The sequence below is a fragment of the Nonomuraea sp. NPDC050547 genome (assembly GCF_044457345.1).
Lineage (GTDB): Bacteria > Actinomycetota > Actinomycetes > Streptosporangiales > Streptosporangiaceae > Nonomuraea.
The window spans coordinates 35,665-53,070 of sequence record NZ_JBITGW010000003.1 but is presented as its reverse complement, the minus strand read 5'-3'; the positions used below and the strand labels follow the sequence as shown (position 1 = coordinate 53,070).

The window sequence follows — 17,406 nt, the reverse complement described above, 5'->3', positions numbered from 1 at the left end:
CCGATGACGACCCTCTTCCGCGGCGGGCGCGTGTTCACCGCGCTCGGCGGCTTCGCCGAGGCCGTACTCGTGCGCGACGGCGTGATCGCCGCCGTGGGCGACGAGGCCGACCTGGTACGGCAGGCCCCCCGCCACGAGAGCGTGGACCTGGACGGCGGCCTGCTGGTGCCCGGCTTCACCGACGCGCACATCCACCCGGTCCAGGCCGGGCTGGAGCGCGCCAAGTGCGACCTGAGCGAGGTCTACGGCCTCGACGCCTACATCGAGGAGATCAGCCGCTACGCCGCCGGCCATCCGGGCAAGGAGTGGATCGACGGCGGCGGCTGGGACATGTCGGCCTTCCCCGGCGGCCTGCCTCACCGCGCGCAGCTCGACTTCCTCGACCGCCCCGCCTACCTGATCCAGCGCGACCACCACGCCGCCTGGGTCAACACCCGCGCCCTGGAACGGGCCGGGATCACCAAGGACACCCCCGACCCCGCAGACGGCCGGATCGAGCGCGACCCCGACGGCACCCCGAGCGGCGTCCTGCACGAGGGCGCCATGGACCTCGTCGGCCTGCTGACCCCGCGCGCCACCGCCCAGGACGCCGACGACGCGCTCGTGGACGCGCAGGCGCACCTGTTCTCGCTGGGCATCACCGGCTGGCAGGACGCGATCGTCGGCTCCTACGCCGGCTCCGACGACCAGTTGCCGACCTACCTGTCGGCGGCCCGCTCAGGACGGCTGAAGGCCCGGGTGGTGGGCGCGCTGTGGTGGGACCGCACCCGCGGCGCCGAGCAGATCCCCGGCCTGGTGGAGCGCCGCGCCTCCGCCGAGGGACTGGAGCGTTTCCGCGCCACCTCGGTGAAGATCATGCAGGACGGCATCACGGAGAACTTCACCGCCGCGACGCTGGAGCCGTACTGCCAGTGCGGCGGCACCGGCCTTTCCTACGTGGACCCGGGCAAGCTCAAGGAGTACGTGCGCGAACTGGACCGGCTCGGCTTCCAGGTGCACTTCCACGCCATCGGCGAGCGGGCGGTGCGCGAGGCGCTGGACAGCTTCGAGGGCACCGACCCGGCCAACCGCCACCACATCGCCCACCTGCAGATCATCGAGCCGTCGGACGTGCCGCGCTTCGCCGCGCTCGGCGTCACCGCCAACCTGCAGGCGCTGTGGGCCACCCACCACGCCCAGATGGACGAGCTGACGCTGCCCTTCCTCGGCGAGCCACGCTCGTCGTGGCAGTACCCCTTCGCCGACCTGCTCGGCCACGGCACCCGCTTCTGCGCGGGCAGCGACTGGCCGGTCTCCAGCGCCGACCCGCTGCAGGGCCTGCACGTGGCGGTCAACAGGACCGAGCCCGGCGGCTCTGTGCACGCGCACTACCCGACCGCGCGCACGCCGTTCCTGCCCGGCCAGCGGATCGGCCTGGCCGAGGCGCTCACCGCGTACACGGCCGGATCGGCGTGGATCAACCGCTCCCCGGCGGGCGTCATCGAGCAGGGCCGTCCCGCCGACCTGGTGGTGCTCGACCGCAACCCGTTCACGCTGCCCGACAGCGAGATCTGGACGACTCGCGTGCGCCGTACGTTCGTGGACGGCGAGCAGGTCTACGCCGGCTGAGCACGGGAGCGTTGTCCGCGCCTTCACCGAAGGTTCCCCTCGTGTCGTCGTCGCGGACACCGATGCTGTGAAGGATCGGGCTGCGCGTCCACCACCCCGGAGCGCGCACGCCGGGAACATGCGGAAGCCCCCGCGAGGGCGCGGGGGCTTCCGTCGAACCGGGTCAGCGTCTACCAGGGCGACTTGTTGTTGCGCAGGCGCTCGAGCGCCTCCTCCAGAATCGCCTTGCCGTCCTTGTCGCTCCGGCGCTCCTTCACATAGGCCAGGTGCGTCTTGTACGGCTCGTTCTTCGGAGGAGCGGGCGGGGCCGCCTCGTCCTGACCGGCCGGGAGGCCACAGCGCGGGCAGTCCCAGTGCTCGGGGACGGCCGCGTCACTGGCGAAGCTGGGTCGCGTCTCATGCATGTTGGCGCACCAGAACGAGACCCGCACTCTGGGAGCTGCCTCGCCGCGCTCGGCCTCCCCCATCGGGCCGGCGCCGACACGGCTGCCACGGATCGCGTTGCCACTACCCACGGATGAACTCCTTGCTCGATCGCCCCGCGAGCGGCGGGGGGAGAATCACTGTCACGCGTCGCCGGGAAGCTCAGGGCTTGAGCAGCAGGCCGAGCGCGATGATGCAGACGAACCAGACCACGCCGGTGATGACGGTCAGCCGGTCGAGGTTGCGCTCCACCACGGACGAGCCGCCGAAGTTCGACGAGAAACCGCCGCCGAACATGTCAGACAGACCGCCACCCTTACCCTTGTGGAGCAGGACGAGCAGGATCATGAGAAGGCTCGCCAGGATGAGGGCGATGGAGATTCCGATTTCCACGGTATGCCTGTTCCTTCAATCCACTGTTACGCGTGACGATTCAAACTTGCTTCTAGAGGGTACGACCTGGTGTCAAGTCGCACCCCCTGAACGACCCAGTTAGCCGGACAATTCGCCGAATCGGCAGATCTTGACGTACTCCCCGGCGTCGATGCTGGCGCCGCCCACGAGCGCGCCGTCGACGTCGGGCTGAGCCATGATCCCGGCGATGTTGCCTGACTTCACCGATCCTCCGTACAGGATACGGACCGCGGCGGCCACTTCGGCGTCGTAGAGCTCAGCGAGTCGCTTTCGCAGCGCCCCGCAGACCTCCTGCGCGTCCTGTGGGGTGGCCACCTCGCCGGTGCCGATCGCCCAGACCGGTTCGTAGGCCACCACTATCGATTTTGCCTGCTCCGGCGTGACTTTGCGCAGAGCGGCATCGAGTTGTGACACGGAATACGCCACCTGGCCGCCCGCCTGCCGTACCGGCAGGCCCTCGCCCACGCACAGGATCGGCGTGATCGAGTGCCGGTAGGCGGCCAGCACCTTGGCGTTGACCAGCTCGTCGTCCTCGTTGTGGTACTCGCGCCGCTCGGAGTGGCCGACGGTGACGAACGTGCAGCCCAGCTTGGCGAGCATGGCGCCGGACACCTCGCCGGTGTAGGCGCCGCCGTCGTACTGGCTGATGTCCTGCGCGCCGTACACGATGCGCAGCTTGTCGCCGTCGACGAGCGTCTGCACGCTGCGCATGTCGGTGAACGGCGGCAGCACCGCCACCTCCACCTTGTCGAAGTCCTTGTCGTTCAGGGAGAAGGCGAGCTTCTGCACCAGAGCGATGGCCTCGAGGTGGTTGAGGTTCATCTTCCAGTTGCCGGCGATGAGCGGCTTTCTCACTGAAGGGCCTCCAGCCCGGGAAGGGTCTTTCCTTCGAGGTACTCGAGGCTAGCGCCACCACCGGTCGAGATGTGGGAGAAGCCGTCCTCGGGCAGGCCCAACCTGCGTACGGCCGCGGCGGAGTCGCCGCCGCCCACGACCGTGAAGGCCTGCGAGCGGATCAACGCCTCGGCGACCGCCCGTGTTCCCCCGGCGTAGTCCTCGAACTCGAAGACGCCCATCGGGCCGTTCCAGAAGACGGTGCGCGCGTCGGCGAGCTTGGTCGCGAACAGCTCGCGGGTCTTCGGGCCGATGTCGAGCCCCTGGCGGTCGGCCGGGATCTCGGTGGCCGCCACGACCTCGTACGGCGCGTCCTCGGCGAAGTGCGTGGCCGCCAGGACGTCCACCGGGAGCACCAGCTCCACGCCGCGCTTGATCGCCTCGGAGAGGAAGCCGCGCACCTGGTCGAGCTGGTCCTCCTGCAGGAGCGACTGGCCGACCTCGTAGCCCTGGGCCTTCAGGAAGGTGTACGCCATGCCGCCGCCGATCAGCAGCCGGTCGACCTTGGTGAGCAGGTTGGCGATGACGCCGAGCTTGTCGGAGACCTTGGCGCCGCCCAGGATCACGACGTAGGGGCGCTCGGGGTTCTCGGTGAGCCGCTTCAGCACCTCGACCTCGGCCGCCACCAGCCCGCCCATGACGTGGGGCAGCAGCCGCGGCACGTCGTAGACGCTGGCGTGCTTGCGGTGCACGGCGCCGAACCCGTCGCCGACGTAGAGGTCGGCCAGGCCCGCCAGCTCCCGCGCGAAGGCGCCGCGGGCGTCGTCGTCCTTGGACTCCTCGCCCGGCTCGAACCGCAGGTTCTCCAGCAGCGCCACCTCGCCGTCCTTGAGGCCGTCGACGAGCTCGCCGTCCACGACCTTCCCGGAGAAGGCGACCTCGCGGCCCAGCAGCTCGCCCAGGCGGGCGGCGACGGGCTTCAGCGAGTACTTCTGGTTGTGCTCGCCCTTGGGGCGGCCCAGGTGGGCGCAGACGACGACCTTGGCGCCCTGCTCGGCCAGGGCCCTGATCGTCGGCACCGAGGCGCGGATGCGCCCGTCGTCGGTGATCGTCTCGCCGTCCAGCGGCACGTTGAGGTCGGCGCGCACCAGCACGCGCCGGCCCCTGACGTCGGTGTCTGCGAAGGTCACAGGTCCTTGCCCACCAGCTCGATGAGGTCGGCCAGGCGGTTGGAGTAGCCCCACTCGTTGTCGTACCAGCCGATGACCTTGACCTGGTTGCCGATCACCTTGGTGAGCCCGGCGTCGAAGATGCAGGAGGCCGGGTCGGTGACGATGTCGCTGGAGACGATCTCGTCCTCGGTGTAGGTCAGGTAGCCCTTGAGCGGGCCCTCGGCGGCGGCCTTGTAGGCGGCCTTGACCTCGTCGACGGTAACGTCGCGGCGGACCTCGACGGTGAGGTCGGTGGCCGAGCCCGTGGGGATCGGCACGCGCATCGCGAAGCCGTCGAGCTTGCCCTTCAGCTCGGGCAGCACCAGGCCGATCGCCTTGGCGGCGCCGGTTGAGGTGGGCACCACGTTCAGCGCGGCGGCGCGGGCGCGGCGCAGGTCGCCGTGCGGGCCGTCCTGCAGGTTCTGGTCCTGCGTGTAGGCGTGGATGGTGGTCATCAGGCCCTTCTCGATGCCGAAGGAGTCGTTGAGCACCTTCGCCAGCGGGGCCAGGCAGTTGGTCGTGCAGGAGGCGTTGGAGATGACCGTGTGGCTGGCCGGGTCGTAGGTGTCGTGGTTGACACCCATGACGACGGTCACGTCCTCGTTCTTCGCCGGGGCGGAGATGATGACCTTCTTCGCGCCGTTCTCGGCGTGCACCTTGGCCTTGTTGGCGTCGGTGAAGAAGCCGGTCGACTCGACCACGACGTCCACGCCCAGATCGCCCCAGGGCAGCTTGGCCGGGTCGCGCTCGGCGAAGGCCTTGATGGTCTTCCCGTCGACGACGATCTCGTCGGCAGTGGCCTTCACCTCGTACGGCAGGCGGCCCAGGATGCTGTCGTACTTCAGCAGGTGGGCGAGCGTCGCGTTGTCCGTCAGGTCGTTGACGGCCACGATCTCGATGTCCTTGCCGCTGGCGGCGACCGCGCGCCAGAAGTTACGACCGATGCGGCCGAAGCCGTTGACGCCTACGCGGATGCTCACGGGAACCGATCTCCTCGAACGTGATGGCGGGCTGAAACCTCAATCACGAACCCTATCGGACCTAAATTGGTTTAGACCACTGCAACCCCCGCCCTGCGTATGACAGATCAGGGAGCGCAATTTGCGGCATTGAAGTAAAGTGCCCGACTCGTCGGAGTAAATTCGCGGCATTCTCTGGGGGCTGAGATGTCACAACCACGATCCGGCCTGGTACGAGGGCTATTCGCCGGGTTCGTCGCCATGCTGGTCGCCGGAGTCGCGTACAGCGCGGGCTCCTACGGCTTCACGCAGCTGCCGTACAACGTGAGGTGGTTCACAGGCGACCAGCGCCTCCTGGCCCACACCGTTCTCGGCCTCGTCATCGCCGTGATCATCTGGGTGGCCCTGTGGCTGACCCGCCCGCGCAGCCTGCTGGTGCCGGTGCTGGCCGCCCTGTTCGCCTTCGGCGCCCGCACGATCGGCTCGATGGGCTCCGAACTCGGGAACTACGTCAGGGCGGGCTTCCCGTGGCCGTCGCTGGACGACCACGCCCTGCGCATCGTCTCGGAACTGCCCGAGCTCCTCCGCACCTCCCCGATCTTCTGGACGGGCGTGGCGATCGCCGCGACTCCGGCCTTCCTCCTCACCCTGATCCGCGTCCTGCGCCTCCGCCGCCGGGACCGGGCGCGGGCCGGCGCCCTCGCCGCCCCATCACCCGCCTCCCCCGCACCCGAAGGCCCCGCCGCACCCGCGCCAGACCAGCCCGCGACCTCGGAACAGTTCGATTCGTTCACCCGCTCCGCTACGTCCGCACAGCCCACCCGGCCCGGTTCGCCGGCGCGTTCCGGTTCCCCCGCTTCACCCGCACAGGACCCCTGGTCCGCGCAGCCCGCCCAGGACCCCGCGGCCGCCGGGCAGGCCGCCGGAGGAGCCACGGTGGACCACGAGGCGTTCCGCCGGCCCGCGAGCGAAAGGGATGCCGCGGAGGCCCGCGGGGCCGAGAAGGAGCACGGGGTCGAGAAGAGCCCCAGGGAAGCCTCGGAGGAGCGGAGCAACGCCGAGGAGCGTGGAGCGTTCGAGCCGCTTCAGCCCCCCGCGCGCCGTCCCGTCCCTGACATGTTCGCCCCGCCTCGCGAGCCGGGAGAGTCCTGATGCGTGTCCTGATCTTCGGCTTCCTCGCCATGGCCGTCAGCGCCACCGCCCTCGCCTGCGCCAGGCTCTTCGGCGACCGCCTGCCCGCGGTCATCACCCAGACCGCGGACGGCCTGCCCTGGAGCACCGCCCAAGCCCTGCTGCCCGGCCTCGTGGTGGGCCTCACCCTGCGCATCGGCCGCCCGCGCAGCCTCCTGGTCCCGTTCCTGGCCCTCCTGTACGCGGGCGCCGCCATGACCCTGGGCCTGATCATCGGCGCCGCACCCGCGGCCTACACGCGCTCCGCCACTCCGGCCGCCGAGCACCTGATCACCCTGGACACCGTCCTCGGCGGCTTCCGGCAGGCGGCCACGGCCTACATCGAGCCCATCCAGCACTCCTGGCCCTACTGGACGCTCACCACGATCCCGGCCCTGCTCGCCTTCGCGCTGGTCACCTTCAAGGTCCGCCGGACACGCGGAACCACCACCCCGGACACCCCCGGCGCCCCGGACCACGGCGGCTCACTCGACCCCGTCCAGCCGCCGGAGCAGCGCGGGGCGTTCGAGCCGGTCCAGCCACCCGAGAAGCGCGGCGCCTTCGACCCCGTCCAGCCACCCCGCCCCGCCGGCACCCCCTTCGCCTCATCCCACCAGGACCGCCGGCCATAACCCCACCGGGCCATCGGCAGTCTCCACACGTGCCAAGGTGGCCGATGCCATGGCGGCGGGCCCACGCCTTCGTGTGGCCCCGCAGCATTGGGGGCGCTTGTGTCGTCACCTGGCAAGGCGGCCACGGAGCCCGGCCCACAGGGCGCTCGTCACGGCGAGCGACCCCGTGAGCCCTCACGACCGGCCAGGACAGAGGCCCGCGCACGTCGGACCGTGCGCGGTGGTGGGGCGGGAGCCGTAACGGATGCAAGGGCCGAAACAGCAACAGACACACAGAGAAACTGCAACGAAGGGACGGCGGAGAGAAGCCGAACAGACGCGGATCAGGGGGCGAGCATGTCCGAGGTGAGGTTGGCCTCGGTGCTGGGGATGCCCAGGTCGGAGGCGCGTTTGTCGGCCATGGCCAGCAGGCGGCGGATGCGGCCCGCGATCGCGTCCTTGGTCAGCGGCGGGTCGGCGATCTGCCCGAGTTCTTCGAGGGAGGCCTGCTTGTGCTCCACCCGCAGCCGCCCGGCGATCACCAGGTGGTCGGGCGCGTCGTCGCCCAGTATCTCCAGGGCCCGCTGCACCCGCGCCCCCGCCGCCACCGCCGCGCGGGCCGAGCGGCGCAGGTTGGCGTCGTCGAAGTTGGCCAGCCGGTTGGCGGTCGCCCGCACCTCGCGGCGCATGCGGCGTTCCTCCCAGGCCAGCACGCTGTCGTGCGCCCCGAGGCGGGTCAGCAGCGCGCTGATCGCGTCGCCGTCACGGACCACGACGCGGTCGACGCCGCGCACCTCGCGGGCCTTCGCGTGGATCTTGAGCCGGCGCGCCGAGCCGACCAGGGCCAGCGCCGCCTCCGGCCCCGGGCAGGTGACCTCCAGGGACATCGAGCGCCCCGGCTCGGTCAGCGACCCGTGCGCCAGAAACGCCCCGCGCCAGGCCGCCTCCGCGTCGCAGGCGGCCCCCGCCACCACCTGACGCGGCAGGCCGCGCACCGGCCGGCCGTGGTTGTCGATCAGCCCGGTCTGGCGGGCCAGCGCCTCGCCGTCGCGGTAGACGCGCACGACGTAGCGCGAGCCCTTGCGCAATCCGGCCGGCGCGAGCACCAGCACTTCCGCCTTGTGCCCGAACACCTCGCCGATGTCCTTGATCAGCCGACGGGCGGTGGCATTCGTGTCGAGTTCGGCCTCGATCACGATCCGCCCTCCCACCAGGTGCAGGCCGCTGGCGAACCGCAGCAGCGTCGAGACCTCCGCCTTGCGGCAGCACGGCTTCAGCACCGGTAGTCGGCTCAGTTCGTCCTTGACCACACCTGTCATCGCCATAAGCGTTAGTCCTCCCCCATTCAGACCGGCCTCACAGCAGTCTCTCGCACCTTTCGGGCCGCCGCCCCCGATAGGTGGCCTTGATCAGCGCTTCTGGAGGAAAATCTCGTCCAGGACGGAGGCAAGTCGGCGTGGGTCGTGCCTGGGCGAACCGTCGGAGGCCGCGACGTCGGCCATCACGAGCCGGCCGCCGAGCGCCGCCGCCGCCTTCTCCAGGGCGTCGCGGTCGTCGACCACCCCGGTGTCGGCGAGTACGACATCTACCGAAAGATCGGGCGCGTGCTGCCGGAGCACCTCCAGGTGCTGCTGCGGCGAGAAGTCATCCGTCTCCCCCGGCTGGGGCGCCAGGTTGAGCGTGACCAGGCGGCGCGCCCGCGTCTCGTGCAGCGCCCTGGCCAGTTCCGGCACCATCAGATGCGGCAGCACGCTGGTGAACCACGACCCGGGCCCGAACACCACCCAGTCGGCCTCCCGCACCGCCGCGATCGCCTCGGGCCGCGCCGGAGGATCCTCGGGCACCAGCGACACGGACTGAACCCGCCCCGGCGTCAGCGCGCAGGCGACCTGCCCGCGCACGGTCGAGATGTTCCCGTCGAGCTCCACCCGGGCCACGATGTCCAGCGGCACCGACGCCATCGGCAGCACCCGGCCGTGCGCCTTGAGCAGCCTGCCCACCCAGTCGAGCCCGGCCACCGGATCGCCCAGCAGTTCCCACAGCGCCACGATCAGCAGGTTCCCGACCGCGTGCCCGTGCAGGTCGCCCTCGGAGCGGAAGCGGTGCTGCACGACCTCGCTCCACGTGCCGCCCCACTCGTCGTCGCCGCACAGCGCCGCCAGCGCCATCCGCAGGTCGCCCGGAGGCAGCACGCCGAGCTCACGCCGCAGCCGCCCGCTGGACCCGCCGTCGTCGGCCACCGTCACCACCGCGGTCAGCTCGCCGCTCACCCCGCGCAGCGCCGACAGCGACGCGTAGAGCCCGTGCCCGCCGCCCAGCGCCACCACCCTCGGCCCGTCCCGCCGCGTCCCGCCGCTTTCCGCCGGCACGGATATCTGCCCCTCCATCCGGTACGGCACCGCCGCCCCGTCCCCCAGCAACACCCCGAGCACGTCGGAAACCGCCGCAGGACCGGGTGCCCCGGAACCGGCACGCGGATACGCCGAACGGGCGCCGGAAGCCGCCGTGGAAGCGTCTCCCGCGCCCGGAAGTTCATCAGTCACTCGCGGCCCACATCCCGGTGGCTCACCTGGATCTCCATCCCGCGGTCGCGCAGCCGGGCGGCGACCTGTTCGGCCATGGCCACGCTGCGATGCTTGCCGCCCGTGCAGCCCACCGCCAGCGTGGCGTAGCTCTTGCCCTCACGCGCGTAGCCGGCGGCGACGACCCCCAGCACCTCCTCGTACGCGTCGAGGAACTCCTTGGCGCCCGGCTGGCTGAGCACGTAGTCGCGCACCGGGGCGTCGAGCCCGTTCATGGGACGCAGGTCCGGCACCCAGTGCGGGTTGGGCAGGAAGCGGCAGTCGACGACGAGGTCGGCGTCGACGGGCAGGCCGTACTTGAAGCCGAAGGAGAGCACGTTGACCCGCAGGCCGGGCCGGTCCTCCCCGCCGAAGTAGGCGACGATCTTGTTGCGCAGCTCGTGCACGTTGTGCGCCGAGGTGTCGATGACCAGGTCGGCGTTGGCCCGCACCTCGCGCAGGATGCCGCGTTCGCGGGCGATGCCGTCGACCAGGCGGCCCTCGCCCTGCAGCGGGTGAGGGCGGCGGACGTTCTCGAAGCGGCGGACGAGTTCCTCGTCGCTGGCCTCCAGGAACACCACCCGGACGCGGACGCCGCGGCCTTCGAGCTCCTCGATGGCGGCGTTGAGGTCGGTGGTGAAGGCCAGGCTGCGCACGTCGACGACGGCCGCCACCTTGTCGGCGGCGAGCTTGACCTTGCCGGCCTCCTCCGCCATGGCGAACAGCAACCCGGGCGGCAGGTTGTCGATCACGAACCAGCCCAGGTCTTCCAGTGCCTTGGCCGCTGTGCTGCGCCCCGCCCCCGACATGCCGGTGACGATCACGAACGCCGGCTCGGTGGTGCTCACTGTCCTTCCCCCTTCAGCCTCGACACGATCAGCTCCGCGGTCGCCTCGCCGATGCCGGGGACCTCGCGGATCTCGGCCACCGTGGCTTCCTTGAGCTTCTTGACCGAGCCGAACCTCTTGAGCAGCGCCTGCTTGCGCGCCGGGCCGAGGCCGGGCACCGCGTCGAGCGCGCTCTCCTTCACAGACTTGGACCTCTTGGCTCGATGGTAGGTGATGGCGAAGCGGTGTGCCTCGTCACGCACACGCTGCAGCAGGTAGAGGCCCTCGCTCGAGCGCGGCATGATGACCGGCTGGTCGTCGGTGGGCAGCCAGACCTCCTCCAGCCGTTTGGCCAGGCCGCACACGGCCACGTCGTCCACGCCGAGCTCGTCGAGCGCCCGTTGCGCGGCCGCGGCCTGGGGGCCGGCGCCGTCGACGACGACGAGGTTGGGCGGGTAGGCGAACTTGCGCGGCCTGCCCGTCTCGGGGTCGATCGGGCCGGAGGCGACGCCCTCGACGCCCTCCTCGTCCTCACCCGCCTCCGGCGTCAGCTCGCCGGTGTTGGAGCGCTCTTCGAGGTAACGGCGGAAACGCCGCTTGATCACCTCGTAGATCGAGGCGACGTCGCCTTCCTTGGTCTTCACCGCGAACCGGCGGTACTCGCTCTTCCTGGCCAGGCCGTCCTCGAAGACGACCATGGAGGCCACGACGTTCTCGCCCTGCAGGTGGGAGACGTCGTAGCACTCGATGCGCAGCGGCGCCTGGTCGAGGTCGAGCGCGTCGGCGATCTCCTGCAGCGCCTTGCTGCGGGTGGTCAGGTCGCTGGCGCGGCGGATCTTGTGCTGGGCCAGCGACTCCTTGGCGTTGCGCTCGACGGTCTCCATCAGCGACTTCTTGTCGCCGCGCTGCGGCACGCGCAGCTCGACCCGGGCGCCGCGCTGCTCGCACAGCAGCTCACCGACCGCCTCCGGCTCCGGCGGCAGTTCGGGGACCAGCACCTCGCGAGGGATCTCGCCCTCGGAGTAGATCTGCAGCAGGAAGTGCTCGACCAGCTCGCCCGGCGTCGTCTCCTCGACCTTGTCGACCACCCACCCCCGCTGCCCGCGAATGCGCCCGCCACGCACGTAGAAGACCTGGACCGCCGCTTCGAGCGGATCCTCCGCCAGCGCGATCACGTCGGCGTCGGTGGCGTCGCCGAGCACCACGGCCTGCTTCTCCAGCGCCCGCTGCAGCGCCTGGATGTCGTCGCGCAGGCGCGCGGCCCGCTCGTACTCCTGCTCGGCGGCGGCCTGGCGCATGTCCTGTTCGAGGCGCTTGATCCAGCGGGTGGTGTTGCCCGCCATGAAGTCGCAGAAGTCCTCGGCCAGCTCGCGGTGCTGGTCGGGGGTGACCCGGCCGACGCACGGCGCCGAGCACTTGTCGATGTAGCCGAGCAGGCAGGGGCGCCCGATCTGGCCCGCCCGCTTGAACACCCCGGCCGAGCAGGTACGCACGGGGAAGACGCGCAACAGCAGGTCGACGGTCTCGCGGATGGCCCAGGCGTGGGAGTAGGGGCCGAAGTAACGGGTGCCCTTGCGCTTGGCGCCCCGCATCACCTGCACGCGCGGGAAGTCGTCGCCCATGGTGACCGCGAGATAGGGGTAGGACTTGTCGTCGCGGTACTTGACGTTGAAGCGCGGGTCGAACTCCTTGATCCAGGAGTATTCGAGCTGCAGCGCCTCCACCTCGGTGCTGACGACCGTCCAGTCGACGTCGGCGGCGGTGGTGAGCATCGTCTGGGTACGCGGGTGCAGCCCGGCGAAGTCCGCGAAGTAGGAGTTGAGCCGCTGCCGCAGGCTCTTGGCCTTGCCCACGTAGATCACGCGGCGGTGCGCGTCCCGGAACCGGTAGACCCCTGGGGAGTCGGGGATGGAGCCGGGTCGGGGGCGGAAACTGAGTGGGCTGGACACGGATAGAAGCCTAGCCCGCCCGACCGACAACCTCATGCGGGCCGGGAACGCGGGAGGACGGAGCAGGCCCGCCGTGCACGAGGCGCGACGGGCCGCTCCGGCGCTCTCAGGCGAGCTTGATCTGATCGCCCTCGACCGTGACGTCCTTGGCCGGCAACGGCTTCGCCGCCGGTCCCTTGACCACCGCCCCGTCCGCGATGGCGAACTTGCTGCCGTGGCACGGGCAGTTGATCGTCCCGTCGGAGACGGAACCGACGGTGCACCCGCTATGCGTACAGGACGCGCTGAAGGCCTTGAACTCCCCGGCCTTCGGCTGCGTCACCACGATCTTCTCGGACGCGAAGATCTTCCCGCCGCCGACCGGCACGTCGGCCGTGCTGCCCAGCCCGCCCGCGGGCGCCTGCGGCGCGGCGGAACCCGAGGTCGCCGGGGCGCCGGAAGCCTCCGCCGACGTCTCGGCGGAGCCACCGCCACAGGCCGCCAGCGCGAGCGTGAGCCCGCCCGCGCCGACGCCGGCGATCATCGTCCTACGGCTCTGAAGGTCATCTCCCATGCGGGACAGACAACCGCACCCGCGTGAGAATTGCATGAATCAGCCCGTGTCAGGCGAGCTTGATCTGGTCTCCGTCGACCGTGATCTTCTTCTTGGGCAACGGCTTGGGCGCCGGGCCGCCGGTCACCGAACCGTCGGAGATGTCGTACTTGCTGCCGTGGCAGGGACAGTTGATCGTGCCGTCCGCGACGTCGGCCACCGTGCAGCCCGCGTGCGTGCACGTCGCGCTGAACGCCCTGAACTCCCCCGCGGTCGGCTGCGTCACCACGATCTTCTCGCTCTCGAAGACCTTGCCGCCGCCCTCGGGGATGTCGGCGGTGGCGGTCAGCGCCTTGCCTCCGGCGGCCGGCTTCTTGCTCTTCTTCGGTTCCGTGGCTCCGTAGCTCGGCGCCTCCGAACTGGGTGCGGCCGCGTCCTCCCCGGCTGGCTGTCCGTATCCCGCGCACGCGGTCAGCACCGCCGCGCCGGCGCCCAGCACCACGGCCCTGCGTGTCGTCTCCGCCATATCCGGTCCTCCCAGGTCGTTTGCTCACTTCAGGTACGGCCGGCGCACCGGCACCGGTTCAGCCTGAGGCGTGCCGATCCTGGGAACCACGCACAATTACCGGTTCAGACGATGACGATCCCGTCGCCCTGAACCTTGACCTGGTAGGCGGCCAGCGGCGCCGTGGCCGGCCCTTTGAGGCACTTGCCGTCGTTGGCGTCGAACTCGCTGCCGTGGCACGGACAGGTCATGACGCCTTCCTTCGGCGAGGCGACCGCGCAGCCCTTGTGCGTGCACGCGGCGCTGAACGCCTTGTAGACGCCGGCCGTCGGCTGGGTCACGACGATCTTCCACTTGGAGATCACCTTGCCGCCGCCCACGGGGACGTCGGCCGCCTTGGCGATCTCCTTGCCCTTGATGCCGGGCGCCGCGCCCTTGGGCTCGCCGCCGCATCCGGCCAGAGCCACGCCGCACGCGGCCACGCCCGCCGCACCCAGCACCGTCCGGCGGCCGACTTCCGGCATGACGACATCACGCTCAGAACTTGTCATTTCCCGACCCTTCCGCGTCGCCCGTGACCCCCAACAGGCCAGGTCGTTACCCGTCGCACCAATCTATTGGCCGCCCAGGGCGGTCCCGTCAGCGGGTGGTAGACCGACGGTCAGCGCTCCGCCCGACTCTGAACGCGCACACCGCGTCACCTCCAGCGTCCGGTCTCCGGGTACCGGACCTCAACCCCGGCAACCCCCTAAGGAGTTCTCGTGACCGACACCATGCGAAAGGCCCCTGTGCGGCTCGCGCCGGCCGCACAGGGGAGGTCTCTCGTCTCAGACGGACAGGATCTTGCGCAGGAAGCGCCCGGTGTGGCTCTCCTCCACCGCCGCGACCTCTTCCGGCGTCCCCGCCGCCACCAGCGTGCCGCCCCTGGATCCGCCCTCCGGGCCCATGTCGATCACCCAGTCGGCCGTCTTGATGACGTCGAGGTTGTGCTCGATGACGATCACCGTGTTGCCGCCGTCGACGAGCCGCCCAAGGACGCCGAGCAGGCGCCGGATGTCCTCGAAGTGCAGACCGGTGGTCGGCTCGTCGAGGACGTAGATCGTCCGCCCGGTCTGGCGGCGCTGCAGTTCGGAGGCGAGCTTGACCCGCTGGGCCTCGCCGCCCGACAGCGTGGTGGCGGGCTGGCCGAGCCGTACGTAGCCGAGGCCGACGTCGTTGAGCGTCTGCAGGTGGCGCCTGATCGCCGGGATCGCGTCGAAGAACCCGAGGGCCTCCTCGATCGGCATGTCCAGCACCTCGGAGATGGTCTTGCCCTTGTAGTGGACTTCCAGGGTCTCGCGGTTGTAGCGGGCGCCGTGGCAGACCTCGCACGGGACGTAGACGTCCGGCAGGAAGTTCATCTCGATCTTGATGGTGCCGTCTCCCGCGCACGCCTCGCAGCGACCGCCCTTGACGTTGAAGCTGAAGCGGCCCGGCTGGTAGCCGCGCACCTTGGCCTCGGTCGTGGCCGCGAACAGCTTGCGGACGTGGTCGAAGACCCCGGTGTAGGTGGCCGGGTTGGAACGCGGGGTACGCCCGATCGGCGACTGGTCGACGTGGACGACCTTGTCGACCTGGTCCATGCCGTTGATCCGGGCGTGGCGGCCGGGCACCGTGCGGGCGCCGTTGAGCTCCTTGGCCAGGGCGTTGTAGAGGATGTCGTTGACCAGCGTCGACTTGCCCGAGCCCGAGACGCCGGTGACCGCGGTGAACACACCGAGCGGGAAGTCGATGTCGACGCCCTTGAGGTTGTGCTCGCGCGCGCCCTTCACCGTGATCTGGCGCTTCTTGTCGCGCTTGCGGCGCTTGGGGGGAACGGCGATGGACCTGCGGCCGGACAGGTAGGCGCCGGTCATCGACTCCTCGCTGGACAGCAGGTCCTGGACGGTGCCGGAGACGACCACCTGCCCGCCGTGCTCGCCCGCGCCGGGTCCGATGTCGACCACCCAGTCGGCGGCGGCGATCGTGTCCTCGTCGTGCTCGACGACGATGAGCGTGTTGCCCATGTCGCGCAGCCTGATGAGGGTGTCGAGCAGGCGCATGTTGTCGCGCTGGTGCAGGCCGATGGACGGCTCGTCCAGGACGTACAGCACGCCGACCAGGCCGGAGCCGATCTGCGTGGCCAGGCGGATGCGCTGCGCCTCACCGCCGGCCAGGGTGGCGGCGGCGCGGTCCATGGACAGGTAGTCGAGCCCGACGTCGAGCAGGAAGCCCATCCGGGCGTTGATCTCCTTGACCACCCGCTCGGCGATGTGCATGTCACGGTCGGACAGCTTCAGTCCCGCCAGGAACTTCGCGCACTCGCCGATGGACATGCTCGCCACGTCGGCGATCGACATGTCGGCGACCGTGACGGCCAGCGTGACCGGCTTGAGGCGCTTGCCGTCGCAGGCCGGGCACGGGATCTCCCGCATGTAGCCCTCGAAGCGCTCGCGCGTGGCGTCGCTCTCGGCCTCGGCGTGGCGGCGCTGCACCCACGAGATGACGCCCTCGTAGGTGGTGTAGTAGGAGCGCTGGCGGCCGTAGCGGTTGCTGTAGCGGACGTGGACCTGCTCCTCGTGGCCGAACAGCAGCGACTTCTGCGCCTTCTTCGGCAGCTTCTCCCAGGCCGTGTCGAGGGTGAAGCCCATCGTGTGGCCGAGCGCCTCGGTCAGCCGGATGAAGTACTCGCTGGTGTGGCCGCCCGACCACGGGTGCAGGGCGCCGTCGCGCAGCGTCTTCTCCGGGTCGGGCACGACCAGGTCGGGGTCGACCTCCATCTTGGTGCCCAGGCCCGTGCACTCGGGGCAGGCGCCGAAGGGCGAGTTGAAGGAGAACGAGCGCGGCTCCAGCTCCTCGAACGACAGGTCGTCGTAGGGACAGTAGAGGTGCTCGGAGTAGAAGCGCTCGCGGCCGGGGTCGCCCTCGGGCAGGTCGACGAACTCCAGCGTGATCGTGCCACCGGACAGCTGCAGCGCGGTCTCGACCGAGTCGGTGAGCCTGCGGCGCGCCGAGTCCTTGACCGACAGGCGGTCGACGATGACCTCGATGTCGTGCTTCTCGTACTTCTTCAGCGTCGGCGGCTCTTCCAGCCTGATCACGGTGCCGTCGACGCGGGCACGGGCGAAGCCCTTGGTCTGCAGCTCGCGGAAGAGCTCGGCGTACTCGCCCTTGCGGCCTCTGATGACCGGGGCGAGCACCTGGAAGCGGGTGCCCTCCTCCAGGTCCATCACGCGGTCGACGATCTGCTGCGGCATCTGCCGGGCGATGGGCCGCGCGCAGACCGGGCAGTGGGGCTTGCCGATGCGCGCCCACAGCAGACGCAGGTAGTCGTAGACCTCGGTGATCGTGCCGACGGTCGAGCGGGGGTTCTTGCTGGTGGCCTTCTGGTCGATGGACACCGCGGGCGACAGGCCCTCGATGAAGTCGACGTCGGGCTTGTCCATCTGGCCGAGGAACTGGCGGGCGTAGGCCGACAGGGATTCGACGTAGCGCCGCTGACCCTCAGCGAAGATCGTGTCGAAGGCCAGGCTGGACTTGCCCGATCCGGACAGGCCGGTGAAGACGATCAGCGAGTCTCGCGGCAGGTCCAGCGAGACGTCCTTGAGGTTGTGCTCACGTGCTCCACGCACGATCAGGCGGTCAGCCACGGCGATCCCGGAAGTCGATAAACGGATAGGTCCACGGGGATAGTAGATGGGGGCACCGACAATTTCGGCGGCCCGCTCCCCGGCCCCCGAAAATCCGTCCCACTCAGACTACGGCCTCCCGCCGCGAGGGCAGG

The 17,406-nt window shown here is 70.3% G+C and carries 16 protein-coding genes; 3 read left to right on the top strand and 13 right to left on the bottom strand.

The annotated features are described in order from the left end of the window. The first annotated feature begins 3 nt into the window (after positions 1-3). A complete protein-coding gene (locus tag ACIBHY_RS07810; RefSeq protein WP_397306269.1) occupies positions 4-1,608 on the top strand; it encodes an amidohydrolase in 1,605 nt (534 codons plus the stop codon). Positions 1,609-1,778: 170 nt separating this feature from the next. Here ACIBHY_RS07810 and ACIBHY_RS07805 read toward each other — a convergent pair whose 3' ends face one another. The 5 genes from ACIBHY_RS07805 to gap all read right to left on the bottom strand — a co-directional run bounded on the left by ACIBHY_RS07805 (position 1,779) and on the right by gap (position 5,470). Next, positions 1,779-2,123: an RNA polymerase-binding protein RbpA gene (locus ACIBHY_RS07805; RefSeq protein WP_184974105.1), complete on the bottom strand. Its 345-nt coding sequence runs from the start codon at positions 2,121-2,123 to the stop codon at positions 1,779-1,781. Positions 2,124-2,193: 70 nt separating this feature from the next. Continuing rightward, the gene (gene secG, locus ACIBHY_RS07800) at positions 2,194-2,424 is read right to left on the bottom strand and encodes a preprotein translocase subunit SecG (RefSeq protein WP_184974103.1); all 231 of its coding nucleotides are present in this window, start codon (positions 2,422-2,424) and stop codon (positions 2,194-2,196) included. A gap of 99 nt (positions 2,425-2,523) precedes the next feature. After that, positions 2,524-3,300, bottom strand: a complete 777-nt coding sequence (gene tpiA / locus ACIBHY_RS07795) for a triose-phosphate isomerase (protein ID WP_397250230.1) — start codon at positions 3,298-3,300, stop codon at positions 2,524-2,526. Next, positions 3,297-4,469, bottom strand: a complete 1,173-nt coding sequence (locus ACIBHY_RS07790) for a phosphoglycerate kinase (protein ID WP_397250232.1) — start codon at positions 4,467-4,469, stop codon at positions 3,297-3,299. Before ACIBHY_RS07790 ends, tpiA begins: the two co-directional genes overlap by 4 nt. Then, on the bottom strand, positions 4,466-5,470 hold the full coding sequence (gene gap, locus ACIBHY_RS07785) for a type I glyceraldehyde-3-phosphate dehydrogenase (protein WP_379617625.1): 1,005 nt from the start codon (positions 5,468-5,470) through the stop codon (positions 4,466-4,468). The genes ACIBHY_RS07790 and gap overlap by 4 nt, the downstream gene beginning before the upstream one ends. 186 nt (positions 5,471-5,656) lie before the next feature. Here gap and ACIBHY_RS07780 point away from each other — a divergent pair, with 186 nt between their 5' ends. Both ACIBHY_RS07780 and ACIBHY_RS07775 read left to right on the top strand, forming a co-directional pair. Further along, the gene (locus ACIBHY_RS07780) at positions 5,657-6,601 is read left to right on the top strand and encodes a hypothetical protein (RefSeq protein WP_397306268.1); all 945 of its coding nucleotides are present in this window, start codon (positions 5,657-5,659) and stop codon (positions 6,599-6,601) included. Next, on the top strand, positions 6,601-7,251 hold the full coding sequence (locus tag ACIBHY_RS07775) for a hypothetical protein (protein ID WP_397306267.1): 651 nt from the start codon (positions 6,601-6,603) through the stop codon (positions 7,249-7,251). The genes ACIBHY_RS07780 and ACIBHY_RS07775 overlap by 1 nt, the downstream gene beginning before the upstream one ends. Positions 7,252-7,574: 323 nt before the next feature. Here ACIBHY_RS07775 and whiA read toward each other — a convergent pair whose 3' ends face one another. From whiA to uvrA, 8 genes are all read right to left on the bottom strand, one after another. Next, positions 7,575-8,555, bottom strand: a complete 981-nt coding sequence (whiA, locus tag ACIBHY_RS07770; RefSeq protein ID WP_379617619.1) for a DNA-binding protein WhiA — start codon at positions 8,553-8,555, stop codon at positions 7,575-7,577. A gap of 84 nt (positions 8,556-8,639) precedes the next feature. After that, positions 8,640-9,617 carry a uridine diphosphate-N-acetylglucosamine-binding protein YvcK gene (gene yvcK / locus ACIBHY_RS07765; RefSeq protein WP_397306574.1) on the bottom strand — a complete coding sequence of 326 codons (978 nt, stop codon included), beginning with the start codon at positions 9,615-9,617 and terminating at the stop codon, positions 8,640-8,642. 152 nt (positions 9,618-9,769) lie between these two features. Beyond that, positions 9,770-10,639: an RNase adapter RapZ gene (gene rapZ, locus ACIBHY_RS07760; protein WP_397108564.1), complete on the bottom strand. Its 870-nt coding sequence runs from the start codon at positions 10,637-10,639 to the stop codon at positions 9,770-9,772. Beyond that, positions 10,636-12,603, bottom strand: a complete 1,968-nt coding sequence (uvrC, locus tag ACIBHY_RS07755; protein ID WP_397306266.1) for an excinuclease ABC subunit UvrC — start codon at positions 12,601-12,603, stop codon at positions 10,636-10,638. Before uvrC ends, rapZ begins: the two co-directional genes overlap by 4 nt. 70 nt (positions 12,604-12,673) lie before the next feature. Beyond that, a complete protein-coding gene (locus tag ACIBHY_RS07750) occupies positions 12,674-13,120 on the bottom strand; it encodes a Rieske (2Fe-2S) protein (RefSeq protein WP_397306265.1) in 447 nt (148 codons plus the stop codon). Between the two features lie 49 nt (positions 13,121-13,169). Next, positions 13,170-13,625, bottom strand: a complete 456-nt coding sequence (locus tag ACIBHY_RS07745; protein WP_184974084.1) for a Rieske (2Fe-2S) protein — start codon at positions 13,623-13,625, stop codon at positions 13,170-13,172. 104 nt (positions 13,626-13,729) lie between these two features. Continuing rightward, the gene (locus ACIBHY_RS07740; RefSeq protein WP_397250242.1) at positions 13,730-14,155 is read right to left on the bottom strand and encodes a Rieske (2Fe-2S) protein; all 426 of its coding nucleotides are present in this window, start codon (positions 14,153-14,155) and stop codon (positions 13,730-13,732) included. 276 nt (positions 14,156-14,431) lie between these two features. Next, positions 14,432-17,272: an excinuclease ABC subunit UvrA gene (gene uvrA / locus ACIBHY_RS07735; RefSeq protein WP_397250244.1), complete on the bottom strand. Its 2,841-nt coding sequence runs from the start codon at positions 17,270-17,272 to the stop codon at positions 14,432-14,434. Between the last annotated feature and the right edge of the window lie 134 nt (positions 17,273-17,406).

Excerpts from the sequence above, each read along its gene's own strand:
- ACIBHY_RS07810 (WP_397306269.1), top strand. The coding sequence starts at position 4 with ATGACGACCCTCTTCCGCGGCGGGCGCGTGTTCACCGCGCTCGGCGGC.
- ACIBHY_RS07780 (WP_397306268.1), top strand. The coding sequence starts at position 5,657 with ATGTCACAACCACGATCCGGCCTGGTACGAGGGCTATTCGCCGGGTTC.
- ACIBHY_RS07775 (WP_397306267.1), top strand. The coding sequence starts at position 6,601 with ATGCGTGTCCTGATCTTCGGCTTCCTCGCCATGGCCGTCAGCGCCACC.
- whiA (WP_379617619.1), bottom strand. The coding sequence starts at position 8,555 with ATGGCGATGACAGGTGTGGTCAAGGACGAACTGAGCCGACTACCGGTG.
- yvcK (WP_397306574.1), bottom strand. The coding sequence starts at position 9,617 with ATGGAGGGGCAGATATCCGTGCCGGCGGAAAGCGGCGGGACGCGGCGG.
- uvrC (WP_397306266.1), bottom strand. The coding sequence starts at position 12,603 with ATGAGGTTGTCGGTCGGGCGGGCTAGGCTTCTATCCGTGTCCAGCCCA.
- ACIBHY_RS07750 (WP_397306265.1), bottom strand. The coding sequence starts at position 13,120 with ATGGGAGATGACCTTCAGAGCCGTAGGACGATGATCGCCGGCGTCGGC.
- ACIBHY_RS07745 (WP_184974084.1), bottom strand. The coding sequence starts at position 13,625 with ATGGCGGAGACGACACGCAGGGCCGTGGTGCTGGGCGCCGGCGCGGCG.
- ACIBHY_RS07740 (WP_397250242.1), bottom strand. The coding sequence starts at position 14,155 with ATGACAAGTTCTGAGCGTGATGTCGTCATGCCGGAAGTCGGCCGCCGG.